Source organism: Bordetella pertussis 18323 (assembly GCF_000306945.1).
In the GTDB taxonomy this organism is placed as follows: Bacteria; Pseudomonadota; Gammaproteobacteria; order Burkholderiales; family Burkholderiaceae_B; genus Bordetella; species Bordetella pertussis.
This window is the reverse complement of record NC_018518.1, coordinates 934,675-956,135: the sequence shown is the minus strand read 5'-3', so window position 1 is coordinate 956,135 and position 21,461 is coordinate 934,675. Positions and strand designations below refer to the sequence as shown.

Genomic DNA, 21,461 nt, shown 5'->3' with positions numbered 1-21,461 from the left:
AGACGCCGCACAATCCGACCATGGCCCATACCCCTCATCCCTCCCCCTTCAAGAGCACAGGCGGATTGCGCCGCATTCTCAACGCGCTGCGCTACTCGCTGCAAGGGCTGAAGGCAGCCATCAAATACGAGGCGGCGTTCCGCCAGGAGCTGGTCCTGGCCATCCTGCTGGTGCCCGCGGCATTCTTCCTGGGCCGCACCACCGACGAAGTCTTCATCCTGATCGCCTCGGTCATCCTGGTGCTGGTGGCCGAGCTGCTCAATTCCGCCATAGAGGCGCTGGCCGACGCCCTGTCGGTGGAGACCCATCCCCTGCTGGGCCGGGCCAAGGACCTCGGCAGCGCCGCGGTCATGCTGATGCTGCTGTTCACCCTGGCGGTCTGGGTGGCGGTGCTCATCAGCCGCTTCGTCCTGGACTGAGCGGCGGCGCCGCCGTTTCCAAGCGCGCCGGGCCACTCTATACTTGCCGCATGACGCAGACCCCGAATACAGGTTCCCCTCATCGCGTGGTCATCGTGGGCGGCGGCGCCGGCGGCCTCGAACTGGCCGCCAAGCTGGGCCGCGCCCACGGGCGCGAGCGCGTCACGCTGGTCGACAGCCGCCCTTTCCACATCTGGAAACCCTCCCTGCACGAAGCCGCCGCCGGCACGCTGGACATCCACCAGGAAGGCCTGTCCTACCTGATGCTGGCCAACATGTGCAACTTCACGTTCGCGCAAGGCGAATTGCAGGGCATCGAGCGCGAGCGGCGCCAGATCCAGGTCGGGCCGGTGGCCGACCCGTCCGGCCAGCAGGTCCTGCCGCCGCGCGAACTCTCGTACGATACGCTGGTGCTGGCCATGGGCAGCACTTCCAACTTCTTCAATACGCCGGGCGCGGCCGAACACGCCGTTACCCTGGACACCACCGAGAACGCCGAGCAGTTCCGCCTGACCATGCTCAAGGCCATGGTGCAGGTGGACCTGCGCAAGGTTCACGACCCCTCCGCGCGCCTGGACCTGGTCATCGTCGGCGGCGGGGCCACCGGCGTCGAACTGGCCGTGGAGCTGATCGAGGCCAGCCATGTGGTCAGCGCCTACGGACTGCCCAATTTCCGCGCCGACCGCGACCTGGTCATCACGCTGGTCGAAGGCGCGCCGCGCATTCTGTCGGCCCTGCCCGAGAAGATCTCGCGCGCGACCCACGCCCGCCTGACCGAGCTGGGCGTGCGCGTCGAAACCGATTGCCGGGTGGCCGAAGTCGGCGCCGACCATGTCGTCACCGCCGACGGCCGGCGCTTCGAGGCCACGATGTGCCTGTGGGCCGCCGGCATCGAAGGGCCGCCGCTGTTCCGGCAACTGGGCCTGCCGCTCAATCGGCTGGGCCAGCTGGAAGTCAACGAACGCCAGGAAAGCCCCGATCCCCACATCCTGGCGCTGGGCGATTGCTGCGCGGCGCCCTGGAAGGACGGACGCACCGTGCCGGCCCGCGCGCAGGCGGCGCACCAGCAGGCCGACTACCTGGCGCGCAAGCTGACGGCCCGCCTGCGCAACGCCGCCGAACCCACCGAGGCCTATGCGTACCACGACCACGGCTCGCTGGTTTCGCTGGGCCAGGGGTCCGGGGTGGGCAGCCTGATGGGCAAGCTGGCCGGGCGCGGCCTGTTCGTAAGCGGTACACTGGCGCGCCTGATGTACATGAGTCTGCACCTGATGCACCACCGCGCGGTACTCGGTATTTCGCGGACCGCCACGCTTGCCCTGGCGCGCCTGTTGATGCGGCGCACCCGTCCCAGGGTCAAACTGCACTGACCTCGCCATGACATTCCTGAAGAAACTCGAACACGCCTGGAGCGCCAGCCAATCGTTGCTGCAGGTGGGGCTGGACCCCGACCCCAAGCGCTTTCCGCGCGAACTGGAAGGCAAGCCCGACGCCATCTTCCAGTTCTGCCGCGACATCGTCGACGCCACCGCGCCGTACGCGTGCAGCTTCAAGCCGCAGATCGCGTATTTCGCCGCGCACCGCGCCGAAGACCAGCTCGAAGCCCTGTGCCAGCACATCCGCGCGCAGCATCCCGACCTGCCCATCGTGCTGGACGCCAAGCGCGGCGACATCGGCTCGACCGCCGAGAACTACGCCCGCGAGGCATTCGAACGCTACCAGGCGCACGCGCTGACGGTCAGCCCCTACATGGGCCTGGACTCGGTCGAGCCGTACCTGGCCTGGGGCGACCGCGGCGTCATCGTGCTGTGCCGCACGTCCAACCCTGGCGGCTCGGACCTGCAGTTCCTGAAAATGGCCGACGGCCAGCCGCTGTACCTGCATGTGGCGGGCCTGGTGGCCGACAAGTGGAACGCCAACGGCCAGTGCGGCCTGGTGGTCGGGGCGACCTTCCCCAACGAACTGGCGGCGGTGCGCCAGCGCATCGGCGATGCCGTGCCGCTGCTGGTGCCGGGCATCGGCGCCCAGGGCGGCGACATCAACGCCACCGTGCAGGCGGGCGCCAACAGCGCCGGCGCGGGCATGATGATCAACTCGTCGCGCGCCATCCTGTACGCCAGCACGGGCGAAGACTGGCGCCAGGCCGCCGGCGAAGCCGCGCGCGGCCTGCGCGACGCCATCAACGCGGTAAGAACGTAACCCCCCGGGCGCCTGTCCCCGAAGGGGGACTGGCACCCGCTGACTTCTCAGGGTGCCTGTCCCCGCAGGGGGACAGGCACACGTTGAATCTGGGTGTCCAGGTGCCTGTCCCCGGCGGGGACTGGCACCCGAGAAAGTCAGCCTCGATTGACCGGCTCTCCCAGGAATTCCAGGATGCCACGCAGCGCGAACTCGACCGAGGCGTTGCGCACCTGGGCGCGATCGCCGGGAAACACATGGGTGATGGCGCGCGAGGTGATGCCGCCGTGGGCGCGCATGGCGAAGCCGAAGCACACCATGCCGACGGGCTTGCCCGGCGTGGCGCCGCCCGGACCCGCGATGCCCGTGGTGGACACGCCGACTTGCGCCGACGGCGTGGCAAGCAGGACGCCATTGGCCATTTCCAGCGCCACGGGCTCGCTGACCGCGCCATAGTGATCGAGCGTCTCGCCCGAAACGCCCAGCTCGGCGACCTTGGCCGCATTGCTGTAGGTGACGAAGCCGCGCTCGAACCAGTCGCTGGAACCGGCCACCGACGTGACCGCGCCGGCCAGCAGCCCGCCGGTGCACGACTCGGCGGTGCCCATCATCCAGTCGCGCCGCAACAGCGCCTCTCCGACCATTTCCGCCAGCCCCTGGATGGCGGCCGCCGTCAGCGGCGTGGGCGCCAGGCCGGCGCGCCCCTGGGTGTCGTGCAAGCTCATGTGAATACTCCCATGCGGACCAGAATCGCCATGACCAGCAAGGTATAGGCGGCGGCTACGATATCGTCCCACATCACGCCGAACCCGCCCTTGATGCGCGCGTCGAAATACTTGATGGGTGGCGGCTTGGCAATATCGAATACGCGAAACAGGACGAACGCCAGCGCCTGGGCGGCCACGGTCTGCGGCACCAGCCACAGCACCAGCCAGAACGCCACGATTTCATCCCATACCATTCCGACGTGGTCGGACACGCCGAGTTCCCGGCCGGCCTGTCCGCAGGCCAGGCAGCCATAGGCAAACGCCGCGGCTATGCCCATGCCCAGCGCCCAGTCGGGCGCCAGCGGCGCGAAGACGAACCAGCTCAGCCAGGCCAGCAAGGTGCCCCAGGTTCCCGAGGCCGGGCGCAACAGGCCGCTGCCCAGGCCGAAAGCCAGCAGGCGCGCGGGCCTGGCGCGCACCCAGCTCCAGCTGGGATAGGACACGCGCGTGCGCACCTGCATCGAAGTCGGGTCGGGGTTGGCGTCGGGCGGGTTCATGGTCGGCGGTCGGGGGCCGGCTGGTCCGTTGCGTCGGAGAAATGATCGAAGCCGCCCGGCAGTTCGCCCAGCGGCGCGCCATCGGCGTCCAGCACGCGCAGTCCTTGTCCCGCCAGGATGCGGCCAATGCGGCTGACGGGCGCGCCCGCGCCGTGCGCCGCCTGTCGGATGGCCTGGCGATGCGCCGGGTCGGCGGTGAAGCAAAGTTCGTAGACATCGCCGCCGCCCAGCGCGGCGCGGCGCACGGTCTCGGCCGGCAGGCCGGCCAGCGCGGCCGCGACGGGCAGCGCGTCGTAACGCAATTCGGCCGCCACGCCGCTGGCGGCAAGAATGTGGCCCAGGTCCTGCAGCAGGCCGTCCGAAATGTCGATGCCGGCGCGCGCAAGGCCGGCCAGCGCCATGCCCAGCTCGACACGCGGCCGCGGCCACTCCAGCGCCGCGCGGGTGGCGGCCAGGCGCAAGGGGTCGGCGGGCAATTGGCGATCGAGCAAGCGGTAGGCGATATCGGCCGCGCCCAGCTCCCCGGAAACCCAGACATCGTCGCCCGGCTGCGCGGCGGCGCGGCGCAGCGCGTGGCCGGGCGCCACGGCGCCGAACACGGTAACGCTGATGGCCAGCAGCCCTTGCGGGGCGCGGGTAGTGTCGCCGCCGATCAGCGGGCAGGCGTGCGTATCGGCAAGGGCCTGGAAGCCGCGCGCAAACGCCGCCAGCCACGCTTCGTCCACGCCGGGCAGCGCCAGCCCCAGCAGGCAGCCGACGGGGCGCGCGCCCATGGCGGCCAGGTCGGAAAGATTGACGGCCAGCGCCTTGTGGCCGAGCGCCTGCGGATCGACGTCGGGAAAGAAGTGCCGCCCTTCGATCAGCAGGTCGGTGCTGGTGGCCACTTGCTGGCCGGGCGGTACGGGAAACAGCGCGCAGTCATCGCCCACGCCGAGCACGCCATCGGGAGCCGGCCTGGTGAAATACCGCGCGATCAGGTCGAACTCGGACGCCAAGGCGACTCCTGCCAGCAAACGCGAACGGACGCGCCGCGCGGGCGCGCCCGCGGAAGGTCAGCGCCGCGGCGCCGCCTGGACTTCGGCCGTGCGCACGTCGGCCGCCAGCTTGTCGAGCACGCCGTTGACGAACTTGAAGCCGTCGGTGCCGCCGAACGACTTGGCCAGTTCGACCGCCTCGTTGATGGCAACCTTGTACGGCACTTCGACATGGTGCATCAGCTCGAAGCTGCCTATCAGCAGAATGCCGTGCTCGACCGGCGACAGCTCGGCCAGCGGCCGGTCGATGTACGGCAGGAACCGCTCACGCAGCACCGGCGCCTCGCGCAGCACGCCGTGCAGCAGCGTCTTGAACCACTGCGCGTCGGCCTCGGAGAAATCCTCGGCATCGCGCAGGTGGGCGTCGATTTCGCCGGCGTCCTGGGTGCCCTCGCCGCCGCGCAACAGCCACGCGTACACGCCCTGCAGCGCGAACTCGCGCGCGCGGCGCCGCGCGCTGCGCGCGTTGGCGCGGGCCTGCACCGCGTTATCAGCGGCCGTCGTCTTCTTCGTCGTCAAAATCTTCGTCCTCGTCGTCTTCGTCGTCTTCTTCCGGCTCGAGCGCCGCCGCCAGGTTGGCCATTTCCACGGCCACCTGGGCGCAATCGGCGCCCTTGCCGGCAGCACGGGCCTGCGCCTGCTCGTCGGTATCGACGGTCAGCACACCATTGGCCACGGGGATGCCGGTTTCGAGCGCGATACGGCTGATGGCCGCGGCGCTCTCGTTGCTGACCACTTCAAAGTGATAGGTTTCGCCGCGGATGACCGCGCCCAGGGCGATCAGCGCGTCGAATTCATAGCTTTCGGCCATGCGCGCCAGGGCCACGCCCAGCTCCAGCGCGCCCGGCACGCTGACCACCATCACGTCGCGCTCGTCCACGCCCAGCTTGCCCAGCTCTTCGAGGCAGGCCTGCAGTTGGGCCTGGCCGATTTCTTCGTTGAAACGGGCACGCACGATGCCGATGTGCAGCCCTTCGCCGTTCAGGTCGGGGGTAAGAATGTAGGGATTCATGTGTCGGCCTTGTTCAGTCGTTGCGTAGGTTCGGAGGGACGCAATCGTAACCCGTAATGGTGAGGGCGAAGCCCGCCATGCTGGGCATCTTGCGGGGACGGGCCAGCAGTTTCATGCGGCCCACGTTCAAATCACGCAGGATCTGCGCACCGATGCCGTAGGTGCGCAGCCCGAATCGGTCGCCTTCCTGGGCGGCCGCGCGCTCGGCGGGGCCGGCCCAGTTGGCGATCTGGCCAAACAGGTGTTCGGTGGACGACTGGCAGTTCATCAGCACCAGCACGCCGGCCGGCGAGGCGGCGATGGCATGCAGCGCCTGGCCCACGCTCCAGCTGTGCGGGCTGGCGCCCGTATCCAGCACGTCGAACAGCGAGGCGGGCTCGTGCACCCGCACCAATGTCTCGCGCTCGGGATCGATATTACCGTGTACCAGCGCCAGATGTGGCGAACGCGTGGCGTCGTCGCGGTAGGCGATGCAGCGGAAATCGCCCCAGGGAGTCTGCATCATCCGCTCGCCCATGCGCGCGATGATGGATTCGTGCTCGCTGCGGTACTGGATCAGGTCGGCGATGGTGCCGATCTTCAGCTTGTGCTCGCGCGCGAATTCGACCAGGTCGGGCAGGCGCGCCATGGTGCCGTCGGGCTTGAGGATTTCGCAGATCACGGCCGCCGGGGTCAGCCCGCCCATGGCGGTCAGGTCACAGCCGGCCTCGGTGTGGCCGGCGCGCACCAGCACGCCGCCGGGCACCGCGCGCACCGGGAAGATGTGGCCGGGCTGCACCAGATCGGACGGCTGGGCGTCGCGCGCCACCGCGACCTGGATGGTGCGGGCGCGGTCGGCGGCCGAAATGCCGGTCTCCACGCCTTCGGCGGCCTCGATGGATTGCGTGAAATTGGTGCCGTATCGAGTGCCGTTGCGGCTGGCCATCAACGGCAGGTCGAGCTGCCGGCAGCGTTCTTCGGTCAGGGTCAGGCACACCAGGCCGCGGCCGTGGGTGACCATGAAATTGATGGCCTCGGGCGTGACGAACTCGGCGGCCATGACCAGGTCGCCCTCGTTCTCGCGGTCTTCTTCGTCGACCAGGATGACGATGCGGCCTGCCCGCAATTCGGCAATGATCTCGGGCACCGAGGCGATGCCGAAAGATTCCGGCGCAGCGCCGGCGTTGAGCGGGGAAATCTGGGCAGACATGAATCGGGCGCGTCCAGGCTGGAAAGCTGCAATTTTAGCGCCCTTGGCGCGGTCGCGCCCCGCGCGGCGCCGGGCCGCGCGCGCACGGTAAACTTCGCGCTTGAGAATCGCGCCCCGATAACGACAAATCCCCTCGAGGAGCCCCATGCAAGCGCTTGCGGCCATGCCAGCCCCGGTAGCCGCGTCGGTACGCATCGTACTGACCGACATCGACGACACCCTGACCACGGAAGGCCGCCTGCCGGCCGGCGCCTACGCGGCGCTGGAGCGCCTGGAACAGGCCGGCATCGTCGTGGTGCCGATCACCGGCCGGCCCGCCGGCTGGTGCGACCACATCGCGCGAATGTGGCCGGTGCGGGCCGTCGTGGGCGAAAACGGCGCGTTCTACTACGCGTACGACCGCTCGGCGCGCCGCATGAACGCGCATTACTGGGCCGACGCCGCCACCCGCGCGGCCAACCGGCAGGCGCTGCAGGCCATCCGCGAACGGGTGCTGCGCGAAGTGCCGGGCACCGCCGTGGCCAGCGACCAGGATTACCGGGTGGCGGACCTGGCCATCGATTTCTGCGAAGACGTCCCGGCCCTGCCCGACAGCGCGGTCGGCCGCATCGTCGAGATCTTCCACGAAGCCGGGGCGCAGGCCAAGGTCAGCTCCATCCACGTCAACGGCTGGTTCGGCGACTACGACAAGCTGACCATGACGCGCACCCTGTTCGAGCGCGAATTCGGCCTGAGCATCGATTCGGCCCTGCAACACACCCTGTTCATCGGCGATTCGCCCAACGACGAGCCGATGTTCAAGTTCTTCCCGATCTCGGTCGGCGTGGCCAACATCCAGTCGCAGCTGCATCGCATCCAGCATCGCCCGGCGTTCGTCGCGGCCGCGCGCGGCGGCGACGGCTTCGTCGAAATGGCCGAGCGCCTGCTGGCGAACCGGGGATAAGCGCCATGTCCGCCGCCAAATCCACCGCCAAGCCCGCCGCCGCGCCAGGCAACGACGGCCGCCGCAGCATCCAGTCGGTCGAGGTCGGCTTCCCGCTGCTGGCCGCGCTGGTCGACGCCGGCCGCCCCCTGACGCTGCGCGACCTGGCCGGCGCCGCCGGCATGACCTCGGCCAAGGCCCACCCCTACCTGGTCAGCTTCACCCGGGTCGGCCTGGTCCAGCAGGACACGGTGACCGGCCAGTACGAACTGGGGCCGTTCGCGCTGCAGATGGGCCTGGTCAGCCTGCAGCGGCTCGATCCCGTGCGGGTGGCCCTGCCCGAAGTCGACAAGCTGCAATCCGAGATCGGCCACACCCTGGGCATCGCGGTGCTGGGCTCGCACGGCCCGACCATGATCCACATCACCGAGGCCAGCTACCCGGTGCATGTCAACATGCGCAAGGGCACGGTGATGTCGATGCTGCACACGGCCACCGGCCAGGTGTTCGCCGCCTGGCTGCCCCCAAAGGTGGCCGAGCACTACATCGCCCGCGAAGACGGCGACGCCGCGGTCATCGCCAGCCTGACGCCGCGCAAGACGACCCGCGCCAACCTGGACGCCATGCTGGCCGACATCCGCGTGCACGGCATGGCCCGGGCGCTGGGCAACCCCCTGCCCGGCGTGGACGCCCTGTCGGTGCCGGTGTTCGACCACACCGGCGGCATCGTGCTGGCGCTGACCAGCCTGGGGCCGACCGGCCTGTTCGACGCCTCCTTCACCGGCGCCATCGCCCGGCCGCTGCTGGCCTGCGCCCAGGAAATCTCGCGCAAGCTGGGCTATCGCGGCAATTGAAGCGTTCGAAACAAAAAAGAAAACAAAACGAACAAAACGAACAAAAGACGAAAAGAAAGACAGGGACTTCACCGAGTGCGCGGATAGGCTCGTTTGTGTTTGAATGGCGTGACAATTCATATACCAAACGCACTCCGAGGAGACGCCCATGCGAGCCAAGCGCCTGTTGCAAGCCGCCGCCGTGACCGCCCTGATTTTCGGTTCCTACGCCGCGCAGGCGGCCGACGCCGCGTGTTCGAATCGCGGCGATCTGGACAATATGTATTGCGATGCGAACAAGGATCTGGTCGCCGATACGCCGACCGACAAGTCCAAGCTGAAAACGCCATCGACGCTGGTCTTCACCTACACGCCGGTGGAAGATCCCGCCGTCTACGAAGACATCTTCAAGCCCTTCACCAAGCACCTGAGCGAGTGCACCGGCAAGCGCGTGGTGTTCTACCAGGTGCAGAGCAACGCGGCCGAAATCGAAGCCATGCGCTCGGGCCGGCTGCACGTGGGCTGCTTCTCGACCGGCCCGACCGCCTTCGCCGTGAACATCGCCGGCGCGGTTCCGTTCGCCGTCAAGGGCTACGCGGACGAATTCCAGGGCTACAACCTGATCGTCATCGTCAAGAAGGACAGCCCCTACCAGAAGCTGACCGACCTCAAGGGCAAGAAGCTGGCGCACACCGCGCCGTCGTCGAACTCGGGCCACATGGCGCCGGTCGCCCTGTTCCCCAAGGAAGGCCTGACCCCCGACAAGGACTACAAGGTCATCTTCTCGGGCAAGCATGACCAGTCGGTCATGGGCGTGAACTCCGGCGACTACGACGCCGCCGCGGTCGCCTCCGACGTGTTCAAGCGCATGGCCGAACGCGGCCAGGTCAAGGAAGAGGATTTCCGCGTGATCTATCGCAGCGAGAAATTCCCGACCTCGTCGTTTGCCTACGCGCACGACCTGGAGCCGGCCTTCCGCGACAAGATGCTCAAGTGCTTCTACGACTACCGCTTCCCCGACGAAATGAAAAAGGCGTTTGACGGGGCCGACCGCTTCTATCCGGTGACCTACCAGAAGGACTGGGCCATCGTGCGCGAAGTGGCCGAATCCGGCGGCGAGAAGTTCAACCGCGCGGCCTACGACCGCGAAACCGCCAAGAGCAAGGGCAAGCAGTAAGCATGGCGACGTCTCTGCGCATCACCGGCCTGGTGAAGGAATACCGGGCCGGCAAGCCGGTTCTCAACGGCATCGATCTCGATATCGCGGGCCAGGGCCTGACGGCCATCATCGGGCCGTCGGGCACCGGCAAAAGCACCCTGCTGCGCTGCATCAACCGGCTGATCGAGCCGACCAGCGGCGAAATCGTGCTCAAGGACGCCGAGGGCACGGTGGACCTGGCCCGCGTGCGCGGCCAGTCGCTGCGCCGCGCGCGCCGGCGCATCGGCATGGTGTTCCAGGAGTACAACCTAGTCGAGCGCCTGACCGTGATGGAGAACCTGCTCACCGGACGGCTGGGCTACACCTCGGCGCTCAATACCTGGATGCGGCGCTTCGATCCGGCCGACATCGAACGCGCCTTTCAATTGCTCGACACGGTGGGCCTGGCCGGCTTTGCCGACCAGCGCGCCGACGCCCTGTCGGGCGGCCAGCGCCAGCGCGTCGGCATCGCGCGCGCGCTGATGCAGCGGCCGCAACTGCTGCTGGCCGACGAGCCGACCTCGTCGCTGGACCCCAAGACCTCGGTCGAGATCATGGAACTGCTGACCGAACAGGGCAGCGTCAACGGCATCCCCGTGCTGGTCAACATCCATGACGTCGAACTGGCGCGCCGCTACGCCAACCGCATCGTCGGCATGTCGGGCGGCCATGTCGTCTACGACGGCGACGGCAAGGGGCTGGACGCCACCATGCTCAAGACCATCTACGGAGGCGAGTCTTGGCTGGAGTGACCGTGCGCACGGCAAACATGGCGCGCCGTCCTTTCTCGCTGTCGTGGCGCGCCAAGACCGGCGTGCTGCTGGTGGTGCTGTACACCTTCTACGCCGCCGCCCAGCTGGATTTCAGCTGGGCGCGCTTCGAAACCGGCCTGGGCCATGCGGCGACCTTCCTGGCGCGCATGTTCCCGCCCAATTTCGAGAAACCCGACACCCTCTGGAAGGGCATCGCCGAAAGCCTGGAAATCGCCGTGCTGGCTTCGGTGCTGGGCATCCTGCTGTCGCTGCCCATCGGCCTGCTGGGCGCGCGCAACCTGATGCCGGCCTGGGCCTCCTGGCCCGCGCGCGCGCTGGTGGCGCTATGCCGCGCCCTGCGCCCGGTGATCGTGGCCATCCTGTTCGTCAAGGCCGTGGGCTTTGGCGCACTGGCCGGCATCCTGGCCCTGACCGTGGCCTCGATCGGCTTCATCGGCAAACTGTTCACCGAGGCGATCGAGGAGATCTCGCTCAAGCAGGTCGAGGCCGTGCGGGCATCCGGCGCCTCGTTCGGCAACGTCATCATTTTCGGCGTGCTGCCGCAGGTGTTCGCGCGCTTCGTGGGCTTTGCCACCTACCAGTTCGACTCCAACCTGCGCAATTCGACCATGGTCGGCATCGTCGGCGCCGGCGGCATCGGCGGCACGCTGTTCTCGGCGTTCCAGCGCTTCGACTACGACTTCGTGGCGGCCATCCTGCTGACGCTGATCGCCATCATCATGCTGGGTGAAATCCTGGCGGGCTTCGTGCGCAAGGTATTCCTGGACAACATGGGCTTCGAACGCATCCTGCAACGCCGCTTCACCGCGGCCCGGGGCCTGGGCTCGACCACGCCGCTGGCGCGCAAAGGGGAGGTGGACGAATGAACACCTCCGTGACGAGCCTGGAACCGGGCCATCCGCGCACCTGGCAGCGCTACAGCGGCGGCCAGAAGGCGCTGCGCTTCATGCTGTACCTGCTGCTGGTGGCCGCCATCGTGCAGGCCGTGCGCAGCGTGGAGGTGATCCCCGAGTTCCTGTACGACGCGCCCGAACAGATGGCGGCCCTGCTGCGGCGCATGTGGCCGATCGACTGGTCGTACTACCCCGAGGGGGTGCACGCCGCGCTGGTCGAAACGCTGCACATCGCCACGCTGGGCACCATCCTGTCGGTCGGGATGGCCGTGCCGGTGGGCCTGCTGGCGGCCAACAACCTCACGCCCAGCCGTACCATCAACATGCTGGCGCGCCTGATCCTGGTCTCCAGCCGCTCGGTCAACTCGCTGGTGTGGGCGCTGCTGTTCATCGCCATCTTCGGTCCTGGCGCGCTGGCGGGCACCCTGGCCATCGCGTTCCGCTCCATCGGTTTCGTCGGCAAGCTGGTGGGCGAAGCCATCGAAGAAGCCCAGCGCGGCCCCATCGAGGCGCTGACCGCCACCGGCGCCAGCAAGGCCGCCGTGCTGTGGTACGGCTACTGGCCGCAGATCCGCCCCTCGTTCTGGTCCATCGTGCTGCTGCGCTGGGACATCAACGTGCGCGAATCCGCCGTGCTCGGCCTGGTCGGCGCCGGCGGCATCGGCATGGCGCTGGACACCGCGCTCAACCTGTTCCAGTGGGACCGCGTCGCCCTGGTGCTGGCCGCCATCTTCATCGTCGTCGTCGCCGCCGAAATCGTCATCACCCAGGCCCGCAAGCGCATCCTCTGACGCCGCGTGCCTGTCCCCAAAGGGGGACTGGCACCGGCAAGTGTGCCTGTCCCCGCGGGGACAGGCACCCCCATGCCCCCCCCCCCCGCAGCGCCCCTCCCATGACCGAAATATGACCCGTCATCAATTTCCGGGTTAGCTTTGGGTACTATCCTAGGCTTTCGGCTCGGCGGGTCCGATCATGTCAGAACAAGAATTGAAGCTGCACGTCCCGGCGGCGGCGCGGGCGGCGGTGCAGCAGCAGATCCAGCAGCGGCAGGCCGCGCGCATCCGCCTGCACGCCATGTATTTCGACACCCCCGGCCGCGAGCTGGCGCGCGCCCGCATCGCGATCCGGCTGCGCCAGGAAGGGCGCGACTGGGTGCAGACGCTGAAGATGCCGGGCGCCAATGCCATCAGCCGCGTGGAGATCAACCACCCGCGCCCCGGGCCGGTGCTGGACCTGTCCGTCTACGCCGGCACCGAGGCGCAGGCCGCGCTGACGGCCATCAAGGGCGAGCTGGGGCTGCGCTACGAAACCGACGTGCAACGGCTGTTCTGCAAGGTGCGCGGCCGGCATGGCACCGTCGAGCTGGCCTACGACACGGGCGTGCTGCGCGCCGGCGCGCTCGAACTGCCGATCTCCGAACTGGAGTTCGAACTGGTTTCGGGCCGGCCCGCGGCCATCTTCGCCATGGCGCGCAGCTGACTGCAACGCCACGGGCTGGTGCTGGATGCGCGCAGCAAATCCGAACGGGGCGATGCGCTGGCGCAATTGGCGCACGACCTGGCCGCCGCGCCGGGCGAGGCCGATGACGCCGCGCGGGCAACGCGCGACCAGCAGGCCGTCGCCGGCTTCTGGGCGCCGCGCAACGCCGGCGCGGTCAAGCTGGACGAGTCGATGACCCCCATGCAGGCCATGGCGGCGGTAGCGGCCGAATGCGTGGACCACATCGCGCGCAACGCCGCCGTGCTGGCCGAGGTGAACACCCTGGGCGTCTATCGCGCCGGCACGCCCGAACACGTGCACCAGCTGCGCGTGGGCGTGCGGCGGCTGCGCTCGGCCTGGCGCCTGTTCGACGGCTGGATCGCCGACCCGTCCGAAACCCTCGCGCAGGGCGCCCGTACGCATTTCAGCGCGTTCGGCATGGCGCGCGACCAGGATGTACTGGCCGACACCATCATGCCCTTGCTGGCGCGCGCCGGCATGCCCGCCCTGCCCGCCGAGGCCGCGCCGTCCAACGACAATGCCCAGTCGCTGGCCGCCGACCGCGCCTTCCAGGGCTGGCTGCTGGAGCTGCTGGCCTGGAGCCTGGACGTGCCGCCCCCGCCCGCCCCGGCCGCCACGGCCGAGGCCGCGGCGGCCAGCCCCACCATCATTCCGCTGGCGCCGCCCGCCGAGGCCGCACCGCCCGCCCTGCGCAAGCGCCTTACCGGCCGGCTGCGCCGCTGGCATCTCAAGGTCATCGACGAAGGCCTGCGCTTCGGCGCGCTGGAGCTGGAGGCGCGCCACGAGCTGCGCAAACGGGTCAAGCGCCTGCGCTACGGTCTGTCGTTCGCCGAATCCCTGCTGCCGGCAGCCCGGCTGCGCACCTATCGCAAGCAACTGGCCCGCGTGCAGGACCTGCTGGGCGAGATCAACGATCTGGCGGTGGCGCGCGATTACTACCAGGCGGCGCTGCAGGCGCACCCGCAGGCCTGGTTCGCGGTGGGCTGGATCGGCGCCCGGCTCGACGGCCTGACGCCGCAGGCCCAGGAAGCGTTCGACCAGCTCGCGCACGCCAAGCCGTTCTGGAAATGACAACGCCGCCCGGACGGGCGGCGTTGCGGGCAGGCGCGAACCCCGTTCAGTCGGCCAGCAGGGCGGCGGCGAACTCGTCGGCCACGAAGGGCTGCAGGTCCTCCAACCCCTCGCCCACGCCGATCCAATAGACCGGGATGGGCCGCACGCCCTGGCTGCCGGCGGCCACGGCCGCCAGCGTGCCGCCCTTGGCGGTGCCGTCCAGCTTGGTGACGACCAGGCCGGTGAGGGTGATGGCGGCGTCGAAGGCGCGGATTTGCGCCAGCGCGTTCTGGCCGGTGTTGCCATCGACCACCAGCAGCACTTCATGCGGCGCGCTGGCCTCGGCCTTGCCGATGACGCGGCGGATCTTCTTCAATTCTTCCATCAGGTGCAGCTGCGTGGGCAGGCGGCCGGCCGTATCCACCATCACCACGCCCACGTTGCGCGCACGTCCGGCATTGACCGAGTCGAACGCCACCGCGGCCGGATCGCCGCCATCCTGCGAGATCACGGTCACATTGTTGCGGCTGCCCCATTCGACCAATTGCTCGCGCGCCGCCGCGCGGAAGGTGTCCCCGGCCGCCAGCAGCACGCTGGCGCCCTGGCGCTGGAAGGTATGCGCCAGCTTGCCGATCGAGGTCGTCTTGCCCGCGCCGTTGACGCCGGCGATCATGACCACCAGGGGCTGGGCCCGCCCCAGGTCGAAGGACCGCTCCAGCGGCCGCAGATGGTCGGCCAGCAATTGGCGCAGCGCCGTCTTGACCTGCGCCGGATCGTCGATGCGCTCTTTCTTGACGCGCGCGCGCAGCGCGGCCAGCAGTTTCTCGGTGGCCTCGATGCCCGCGTCGGCCATGATCAGCGCCGACTCCAGTTCCTCGAACAGGTTCTCGTCGACCTTCACGCCGACGAACAGCCCGCCGATGTTCTGGCCGGTGCGCGACAGGCCCTGTTTGAGCCGGCTCAGCCACGAGGCCTTGCGGGGCGCCTCGGGCGCGGCCGCGACCGGTGGCTGCGGCTCGGGCGGTTGTTGCGGCTGCGGCTCGGGCTGCGGCTCGGGCTGGGGGGCCGGCATCGGGGCCGGTTGCGGCTCGGCGGGTTGAGGCTGCGCAGGTGCGGCTGACCCTGCGTCCACTGCCTCCGGCGGCGGCGCGGGCTGGGCCGGCGCGGCGGGCGGAGGGGATTTTTTCTTGAAGAAGCTGAACATGGGCAAAAGTATATTCGTTTCCCTACATCCGTCCCCGCGGGGGACGCTACTATTGCGCCCAGGAGGTCCCCGTTCTTGAAACCATCCCGCCCGGGCAGCAAACCCATCCGCATCGTGGGCGGCCTTTACCGCCGCACACTCATTCCCGTTGCCGACGCGCCGGGCCTGCGCCCCACGCCCGATCGCGTGCGCGAGACCCTGTTCAACTGGCTCAACCACCTGTGGGGCGGCGAATTCGCCGACAAGCGGGTGCTGGACCTGTTCGCCGGCAGCGGAGCGCTGGGTTTCGAGGCGGCCTCGCGCGGCGCGGGCCAGGTGCAGATGGTCGAGCGCGACCGCGGCGCGGCGGCCGCCTTGCGGACGCTGCGCGACAAGCTGCAGGCGGGCGCGGTGCGCATCCATGCCGGCGACGCCATGCAGGTGATCGAGCGCATGGACGCCTCGCGTTTCGACCTGGTCCTGCTCGATCCGCCGTTCGGCCAGGGCTGGCTGGAACGCCTGTGGCCACTGCTGCCCGCCGTGCTGGCCGAGGACGGACTGGTCTATGTCGAGTCCGAAACCGCGCCGGCGCCGCCGGCCGGATTCGAGCTGCTGCGCGAGGGCAAGGCCGGCGCCGTGCACTATCGCCTCTTCCAATTTGCTGCAATGCGCAAATCGATGAATAATCCGGCATTGGAGGATGGTGCAAGCCACTGAACAAAAGGTACGGAGCCCCTATGATCATCGCTGTTTACCCCGGCACGTTCGACCCGCTGACTCGAGGCCACGAAGACCTGGTCCGCCGTGCGGCCACGCTCTTCGACAAGGTCGTGGTGGGCATTGCACACAGCCGCAACAAGAAGCCGTTCTTCACCATCGAGGAACGCGTGGATATCGCACGCGAAGTGCTGGGCCACTATCCCAACGTCGAGGTGCACAGTTTCGGCGGCTTGCTGAAGGATTTCGTGCGCGACCAGAACGGCCGCGTCATCATCCGCGGCCTGCGCGCGGTGTCCGATTTCGAGTACGAGTTCCAGATGGCCGGCATGAACCGCCACCTGCTGCCCGACGTCGAAACCATGTTCATGACGCCGTCCGACCAATACCAGTTCATTTCGGGCACCATCGTGCGCGAGATCGCCCAGCTGGGCGGCGACGTCAGCAAGTTCGTCTTTCCGTCCGTCGAGCGCTGGCTGCAGGCCAAGGCCAAGGAACGCCGCGAGCAGTCCGCGCAGGGCGGCGCCTGAGGCATCCGCGCGGGCGGGCTACAATCGGCCTGTCCGCCCCCCGCCTGACCCGCCATGGCCCTCAAGATCACCGAAGAATGCATCAATTGCGACGTTTGCGAGCCACAGTGCCCGAACGAAGCGATTTCCATGGGCGCGGACTATTACGTCATCGATCCTGATCGCTGCACCGAATGCGTCGGCCACCACGACGAACCGCAATGCAAGGTGGTCTGCCCGGTGGAGTGCATCGAACTGCATCCCCAATGGCAGGAAGGGCAGGAACAACTGATGGCCAAGTACCATCGCCTGACCGGTGCCGCATGAACGGCGCCGACTCCGCCTCCTCCCCCCCTCGCGGCGCGCCGGCCTGTCACCGGCGCGCTTTCGTTGTCGGCCATCGTCGCCGGGCTGGTCGCGGTGCTGGTCAGCTTCGGCGGCACGGCGGTGCTGATGGTGCAGGCCGGCCATGCCGCCGGCCTGGACGCCGCCCGCATCGGATCGTGGCTGGGCTCGATCTGCCTGGCGCTGGGCGTGGGCGGCGCGCTGATCAGCCTGCGCAGCCGCATACCCGTCGTGTTTGCCTGGTCCACGCCGGGTGCGGCCCTGCTGGTCACGGGGCTGGTGGGCGTGCCGTTCGACCAGGCGGTCGGCGCTTTCGTGCTGGCCGCGGCGCTGACGCTGGCCTGCGGCGTGTTCGGCTGGATCGATCCCATCGTGCGGCGCATTCCGGCCGAGCTGGCCGCGGCCATGCTGGCCGGCGTGCTGCTCAATTTCGGCATGGGTATTTTCGGCAGCATTGCGGCCCAGCCGGTGCTGGTCCTGTCGATGTGCGCGGCCTACCTGCTGGGCAGGCGCTGGGCGCCGCGCTTCGCGGTGCTGGCGGTGCTGGTCGTGGGCCTGGCCGCGGCCAGCAGCCTGGACCTGCTGCGCCTGGGCCACGTGCAATGGGCCTGGACCGAATTCGTCTGGACCACGCCATCGTTCACCTGGCAGGCCGCCATCAGCCTGGGCATTCCGCTGTTCGTGGTGGCCATGGCCTCGCAGAACCTGCCCGGCCTGGCCATCCTGCAGGCGGCCGGCTATCGGCCGCCCGCCTCGCGGCTGGTCGGCCTGCTGGCGGCGCCGTTCGGCGCCCACAGCGTGACGCTGGGCGCCATCATCGCGGCGCTGTGCGCCGGCCCCGAAGCCCATGCCAATCCGGGCAGGCGCTACGTGGCCGCGGCCACCTACGGATTGACCTACGTATTGCTGAGCGTGGCCGCGGGCGCCGTGGCCGTGTTCTTCCAGGCCCTGCCGGGCGCATTGATCGCCGCGCTGGCCGGGCTGGCGCTGCTGGGCGCCATCATGGGCGGCATGACGACCGCCATGGCCGACCCGCAACGGCGCGAAGCCGCGCTGGTTACCTTGCTGGCCACCGCCTCGGGCATCAGCTTCTGGGGCATAGGCTCGGCCTTCTGGGGCCTGGCAGCCGGCCTGGCGACGCACGGCGCGCTGGCCTGGCGCCGCGCGCGCAGCGCCTGAGCGCGGCCTACGACGGCCAGCGCACCTCGGCCATGTCGGGGTGCACTTTCAGGATCCGGCACGGCACGCCAGCGTGGTTGGATATCCACGCCGCCGCCAGCTCGCCTTCGTCCACCACGTCGACCGTCTGCTCGCCCACCAGCATCTGGTAGCGCACGCTGTCGTCGTCCTCGATCACGTCGAGCGGAATATCCAGCCGCAGCATGCCCGGCGCCTTCAATACCAGGTAACCCATGCGCAGCTCGACCGATACCTCGGCCAGGCGCGGGCACAGGTCGCGGTTGAGCCACTGCCCCGCGTCGTTGGCCACCAGCCAGCGCTTCTGGTAGGCAGCCGCTTCGGACTGCGTGGTTGCGCCGCATTCGGCGATGGGTTGATAAGCGGTGGTGCTCATTTGCCCAGGATCCCCTTGAGTGCCTTGTCGATATTCTTCGCCGGACTGCCGGACGCGCCTTCGCCGCCGGTCAGCGCTTCCTTGAGCTGCTTTTCCAGGCCGCGCTTGAGCGCTTCGCCGGCTACTTCGCGCCACTGCAGCGTGTAGACGGGCTTGTCGAACGGGCCGGTGATCAGCAGCGGGATGGTCAGGTTGCGCAGTTCGGCCAGGTCCTTGCCGTCCTGGCCGGTGGACGTGTTGACCACGCGCACGCGTGCCACGAAATCCAGCTCGCTGCGCACGAAATCGATGTTGGCCGGGTTGCCCTGGTTGACGCGCAGCAGCGGCGCGGCCATGTCCAGGCGCTTGACGGTGGCCACGCCCTTGTTGAACACCAGGTCGCTTTCGAGCGAGGTGAAATCGGTCTGCCGGGTCTGGTCGTCCTGCACGGTGGGGTCGTGCGCCTCGCCGCGGAACATCGCCTTCAATTCGCGCAGCGTCTGCGCCACGTTGATGCCCTTGATGGCGCCGTCGCGCAGCCGCACCTGCATGGTGCCGGCCAGGCCGCTCTTCATGGCGTAGGTATTGGCGCCGGCCGTCTTGAGGTCGAACGCCAGGCTGCCCGTGCCGCTGAGGGTGTCCTTGCCGGCCAGGTCGGAAAGCAGGGGCTGGATGGCGATGCCGGCCAGCGACATCTTCGCCACCAGCTGGTTGCCGTTGACCGCGTCCACCGACATCACCCCGCCCAGCTTGCCGCCGTACAGCGCCGCGGTCAGGGTGGAGATGTCCAGCTTGCCCTTTTCCAGCTTGATGTTCGCCGCCACCTGCTCGGCCTTCAGGCCGCGCATCACGAGCTGGCCGATCTTGATGGTGCCGCTGGCGGTCGGCCCCACCAGGCCCGACAGGTTGATGCTGTCATCGGCCGCGGCCGGCGCCGGCGCGGGCTGCGGCTTGGCCGGCGGCTTGGATTCGTCCTGCTTGCCATCGCCGGCCGGCTTGGGCGGCGCGCTGGCGCCTGCCGGCGGCGCCAGCTTGTCGAGATCCAGCGTATCGACGGCCAGCGCGAAGGTCACGCGCGGCACCGCCGACAACGCCACGATATCGGCGCTCAGGTCGAACTTGCCGCCTTCGAGCACGGCGTTGATCCTGGCATTGGCCTGGTCCTTGAGCAGGTTGGCATTGACGCTGCCGATGACCGGGATCTGCAGGCTGCCCTTGGGCAACCCGGGATCGGTGATGTTGACGTCGCCCTTGAGCGCCGACAGGCCGATACTGCGCTGCAGCAGGTTCAGCGTGACCGGCGAGGCGAACGCCGACTTGACCACCCGCTCGCCCTGCTTGAGCGTACTGTCCAGCTTCGCCTCCTTGATGTCGAGCTCGCCAGCGTTGCCGCTGATGCCGTTCAGGCCGAAACTGGCGTCCAGTTCCTGGGTGCGCACGCGTCCGCTCAAGGCGTCGCCGCTGGCGTTGGTGGGCGAAATGTTCAGCGCGGGCGCGTCGACCGCCAGCTCGAAGGGGCCGCCGGGCATGGCGCCCTTGGCGCGCACCGCCAGCTTGTCGATCTGCAGCTCGGTCTTGTGCGGGTCCACGGCCAGCTTGGGCATCGCCACGCTGGCCTCGACATTGGTCAGCTTGGTGGCCGTGTCGACGATATCGCCCTGGAACAGGATTTCCAGGCCGGCCACGTCGAGCGACGAGGTCATGCCATTGAACGCCACATTGCCGCGCGCGGCCAGGCTCTTGGCCTGCGCGCCGGGCAGCCGCCCTTCCATGCGCAGGTCCAGCCTCTGCGCCGCATAGCGCTTGGCCAGCGGATCGAGCGTCAGTTGCGCCTGGCCCGTGAGGCCGGCGTCCAGGCGCGGGTTGCCGCCCTCGACCCGCGCCGACAGGCTGACGTCGAACGGCTGGTTATAGGTCACCCGGCCGGTGGCCGCGTTCAGCTTGGTGATGGCCACGGCCATGCCGCTCATGGCGTCCTGCAGCTGGATCTCGCCATCCTTCAGGTCCAGGCCGGCGATATCGATCTGCATGCTCTTGGGCGTGCTGACGGTGCCGTTGACGATGGCCTGCGCCGTGCCGGTGATCGCGCCGGCGGTGGCCTCGGCGGCGTTGCCGGGCACGTCGGTGCTCTGGACCGAGCCGCCGACCAGGTTCTCGAAGTTGAAATGGCTGTCCTTGCCGCGGATGACGCGCGCCTTGAAGCCGTTGATGGTGACGTGATCGACCACCAGGCTGTTCGACAGCAGCGGCCACACCGCCACCGCCAGCCGCATGCTGTCGATGGAGGCGAAGACGTCGGGGCTGTTCGGTTCGGACAGCGATACCCCCTGCACCGCCAGGCCTATGCGCGGAAACAGCGACAGTTCGATCTCGCCTTCGATGTTCAGCGTGCGCTCATAACGCGCCTGCACCGCCTCTTCCAGCTTGTACTTGTAGGCGTTGGGATCGAATGTCAGCAAAAAGATGGCCAGGCCGACGACGGCCACGACAACCAACACCACCAGGCCAATCACAATTCGCTTGAACCACGTTTTCATTGCTGCCCCGTCGAGACCTCGACTTGGAATGTTCCTGAGAAAGCCTGCCGCGCCGAAGCGGACAGTCGCATACGCGCCCGCGCCGCCCTGCCCGATCCGCCTGCTCCGCGCGGCGGGTGGCTGGCGCCCGCCATGGCCAAGCATGGGCCAGGGCAGGATTTCGATTGGGGGTGGAACGTCGGCGAGCCTGAGGTCCGGACGCAGTGCGCCGGAATACCGCTATCGTAACAAATCAGGGAACGAACCCGCATTCGCGCCCCCTGGCCGCGCGACCCGTTCGAGCATAAGGGAATCCCGCGACGCTCGGAAGTAAGCTCTTGCTGATATTTCAGACGAGAAGAAAGCACTTT

At 68.6% G+C, this 21,461-nt stretch carries 22 protein-coding genes and 1 pseudogene; 14 read left to right on the top strand and 9 right to left on the bottom strand.

The window, feature by feature from the left end; all coding sequences use genetic code 11:
• Positions 1–20: 20 nt before the first annotated feature.
• From BN118_RS04550 to pyrF, 3 genes are read left to right on the top strand one after another with little or no spacing between them, the layout of a single operon-like run.
• A complete protein-coding gene (locus BN118_RS04550; protein ID WP_003808610.1) occupies positions 21–419 on the top strand; it encodes a diacylglycerol kinase in 399 nt (132 codons plus the stop codon).
• Positions 420–469: 50 nt separating this feature from the next.
• Positions 470–1,789 carry an NAD(P)/FAD-dependent oxidoreductase gene (locus BN118_RS04545; protein WP_010931505.1) on the top strand — a complete coding sequence of 440 codons (1,320 nt, stop codon included), beginning with the start codon at positions 470–472 and terminating at the stop codon, positions 1,787–1,789.
• A gap of 7 nt (positions 1,790–1,796) precedes the next feature.
• Positions 1,797–2,618, top strand: coding sequence for an orotidine-5'-phosphate decarboxylase (gene pyrF / locus BN118_RS04540; protein ID WP_003808606.1), 822 nt, complete (start codon positions 1,797–1,799; stop codon positions 2,616–2,618).
• Positions 2,619–2,755: 137 nt separating this feature from the next.
• Here pyrF and BN118_RS04535 read toward each other — a convergent pair whose 3' ends face one another.
• From BN118_RS04535 to ribBA, 6 genes are read right to left on the bottom strand one after another with little or no spacing between them, the layout of a single operon-like run.
• Entirely contained in the window at positions 2,756–3,322 is a 567-nt protein-coding gene (locus tag BN118_RS04535) for a CinA family protein (protein ID WP_003808604.1), read from the bottom strand.
• A complete protein-coding gene (locus tag BN118_RS04530; protein WP_019247451.1) occupies positions 3,319–3,861 on the bottom strand; it encodes a phosphatidylglycerophosphatase A family protein in 543 nt (180 codons plus the stop codon). The genes BN118_RS04535 and BN118_RS04530 overlap by 4 nt, the downstream gene beginning before the upstream one ends.
• Positions 3,858–4,874 (bottom strand): thiamine-phosphate kinase, encoded by a 1,017-nt coding sequence (thiL, locus tag BN118_RS04525; RefSeq protein ID WP_010931503.1) that lies wholly within the window; start codon positions 4,872–4,874, stop codon positions 3,858–3,860. Before thiL ends, BN118_RS04530 begins: the two co-directional genes overlap by 4 nt.
• A 39-nt stretch (positions 4,875–4,913) precedes the next feature.
• Positions 4,914–5,378: a transcription antitermination factor NusB gene (nusB, locus tag BN118_RS04520; RefSeq protein WP_003808599.1), complete on the bottom strand. Its 465-nt coding sequence runs from the start codon at positions 5,376–5,378 to the stop codon at positions 4,914–4,916.
• Positions 5,379–5,385: 7 nt separating this feature from the next.
• Entirely contained in the window at positions 5,386–5,907 is a 522-nt protein-coding gene (ribH, locus tag BN118_RS04515; protein WP_010931502.1) for a 6,7-dimethyl-8-ribityllumazine synthase, read from the bottom strand.
• A gap of 13 nt (positions 5,908–5,920) precedes the next feature.
• The gene (gene ribBA / locus BN118_RS04510) at positions 5,921–7,096 is read right to left on the bottom strand and encodes a bifunctional 3,4-dihydroxy-2-butanone-4-phosphate synthase/GTP cyclohydrolase II (RefSeq protein ID WP_010931501.1); all 1,176 of its coding nucleotides are present in this window, start codon (positions 7,094–7,096) and stop codon (positions 5,921–5,923) included.
• Between the two features lie 145 nt (positions 7,097–7,241).
• Between ribBA and BN118_RS04505 the strand changes: the two genes are divergently transcribed.
• The 7 genes and pseudogenes from BN118_RS04505 (at position 7,242) to BN118_RS04470 (ending at position 14,286) form a co-directional block, all read left to right on the top strand.
• Positions 7,242–8,039: an HAD-IIB family hydrolase gene (locus tag BN118_RS04505; RefSeq protein ID WP_010931500.1), complete on the top strand. Its 798-nt coding sequence runs from the start codon at positions 7,242–7,244 to the stop codon at positions 8,037–8,039.
• A gap of 5 nt (positions 8,040–8,044) precedes the next feature.
• Positions 8,045–8,872, top strand: coding sequence for an IclR family transcriptional regulator (locus BN118_RS04500; RefSeq protein WP_003808594.1), 828 nt, complete (start codon positions 8,045–8,047; stop codon positions 8,870–8,872).
• A 148-nt stretch (positions 8,873–9,020) separates the two neighbouring features.
• The gene (gene phnD / locus BN118_RS04495) at positions 9,021–10,028 is read left to right on the top strand and encodes a phosphate/phosphite/phosphonate ABC transporter substrate-binding protein (RefSeq protein WP_010931499.1); all 1,008 of its coding nucleotides are present in this window, start codon (positions 9,021–9,023) and stop codon (positions 10,026–10,028) included.
• A gap of 2 nt (positions 10,029–10,030) precedes the next feature.
• Positions 10,031–10,801 (top strand): phosphonate ABC transporter ATP-binding protein, encoded by a 771-nt coding sequence (gene phnC, locus BN118_RS04490; protein WP_014905562.1) that lies wholly within the window; start codon positions 10,031–10,033, stop codon positions 10,799–10,801.
• Positions 10,802–10,818: 17 nt separating this feature from the next.
• The gene (gene phnE, locus BN118_RS04485; RefSeq protein ID WP_023998122.1) at positions 10,819–11,688 is read left to right on the top strand and encodes a phosphonate ABC transporter, permease protein PhnE; all 870 of its coding nucleotides are present in this window, start codon (positions 10,819–10,821) and stop codon (positions 11,686–11,688) included.
• On the top strand, positions 11,685–12,506 hold the full coding sequence (gene phnE, locus BN118_RS04480; protein WP_010931496.1) for a phosphonate ABC transporter, permease protein PhnE: 822 nt from the start codon (positions 11,685–11,687) through the stop codon (positions 12,504–12,506). Before phnE (BN118_RS04485) ends, phnE (BN118_RS04480) begins: the two co-directional genes overlap by 4 nt.
• Positions 12,507–12,687: 181 nt before the next feature.
• Positions 12,688–14,286, top strand: a pseudogene (locus tag BN118_RS04470) (CYTH and CHAD domain-containing protein).
• 46 nt (positions 14,287–14,332) lie between these two features.
• Here the strand turns inward: BN118_RS04470 and ftsY are convergent.
• Positions 14,333–15,472: a signal recognition particle-docking protein FtsY gene (ftsY, locus tag BN118_RS04465; protein ID WP_041166137.1), complete on the bottom strand. Its 1,140-nt coding sequence runs from the start codon at positions 15,470–15,472 to the stop codon at positions 14,333–14,335.
• 75 nt (positions 15,473–15,547) lie between these two features.
• Between ftsY and rsmD the strand changes: the two genes are divergently transcribed.
• The 4 genes from rsmD to BN118_RS04445 all read left to right on the top strand — a co-directional run bounded on the left by rsmD (position 15,548) and on the right by BN118_RS04445 (position 18,201).
• Positions 15,548–16,168: a 16S rRNA (guanine(966)-N(2))-methyltransferase RsmD gene (rsmD, locus tag BN118_RS04460; protein WP_003808577.1), complete on the top strand. Its 621-nt coding sequence runs from the start codon at positions 15,548–15,550 to the stop codon at positions 16,166–16,168.
• A 20-nt stretch (positions 16,169–16,188) separates the two neighbouring features.
• Positions 16,189–16,698, top strand: a complete 510-nt coding sequence (coaD, locus tag BN118_RS04455; RefSeq protein WP_003808574.1) for a pantetheine-phosphate adenylyltransferase — start codon at positions 16,189–16,191, stop codon at positions 16,696–16,698.
• A 54-nt stretch (positions 16,699–16,752) separates the two neighbouring features.
• Positions 16,753–17,004 carry a YfhL family 4Fe-4S dicluster ferredoxin gene (locus BN118_RS04450; protein ID WP_014905560.1) on the top strand — a complete coding sequence of 84 codons (252 nt, stop codon included), beginning with the start codon at positions 16,753–16,755 and terminating at the stop codon, positions 17,002–17,004.
• Positions 17,005–17,067: 63 nt separating this feature from the next.
• Positions 17,068–18,201, top strand: a complete 1,134-nt coding sequence (locus BN118_RS04445; RefSeq protein ID WP_010931494.1) for a benzoate/H(+) symporter BenE family transporter — start codon at positions 17,068–17,070, stop codon at positions 18,199–18,201.
• A gap of 7 nt (positions 18,202–18,208) precedes the next feature.
• Here the strand turns inward: BN118_RS04445 and BN118_RS04440 are convergent, their stop codons facing one another.
• Together BN118_RS04440 and BN118_RS04435 are read right to left on the bottom strand one after the other, a co-directional pair.
• Complete coding sequence (locus BN118_RS04440) at positions 18,209–18,595, bottom strand: MOSC N-terminal beta barrel domain-containing protein (RefSeq protein WP_003808567.1); 387 nt, start codon at positions 18,593–18,595, stop codon at positions 18,209–18,211.
• Positions 18,592–21,111 (bottom strand): AsmA family protein, encoded by a 2,520-nt coding sequence (locus BN118_RS04435; protein ID WP_010931493.1) that lies wholly within the window; start codon positions 21,109–21,111, stop codon positions 18,592–18,594. Before BN118_RS04435 ends, BN118_RS04440 begins: the two co-directional genes overlap by 4 nt.
• Between the last annotated feature and the right edge of the window lie 350 nt (positions 21,112–21,461).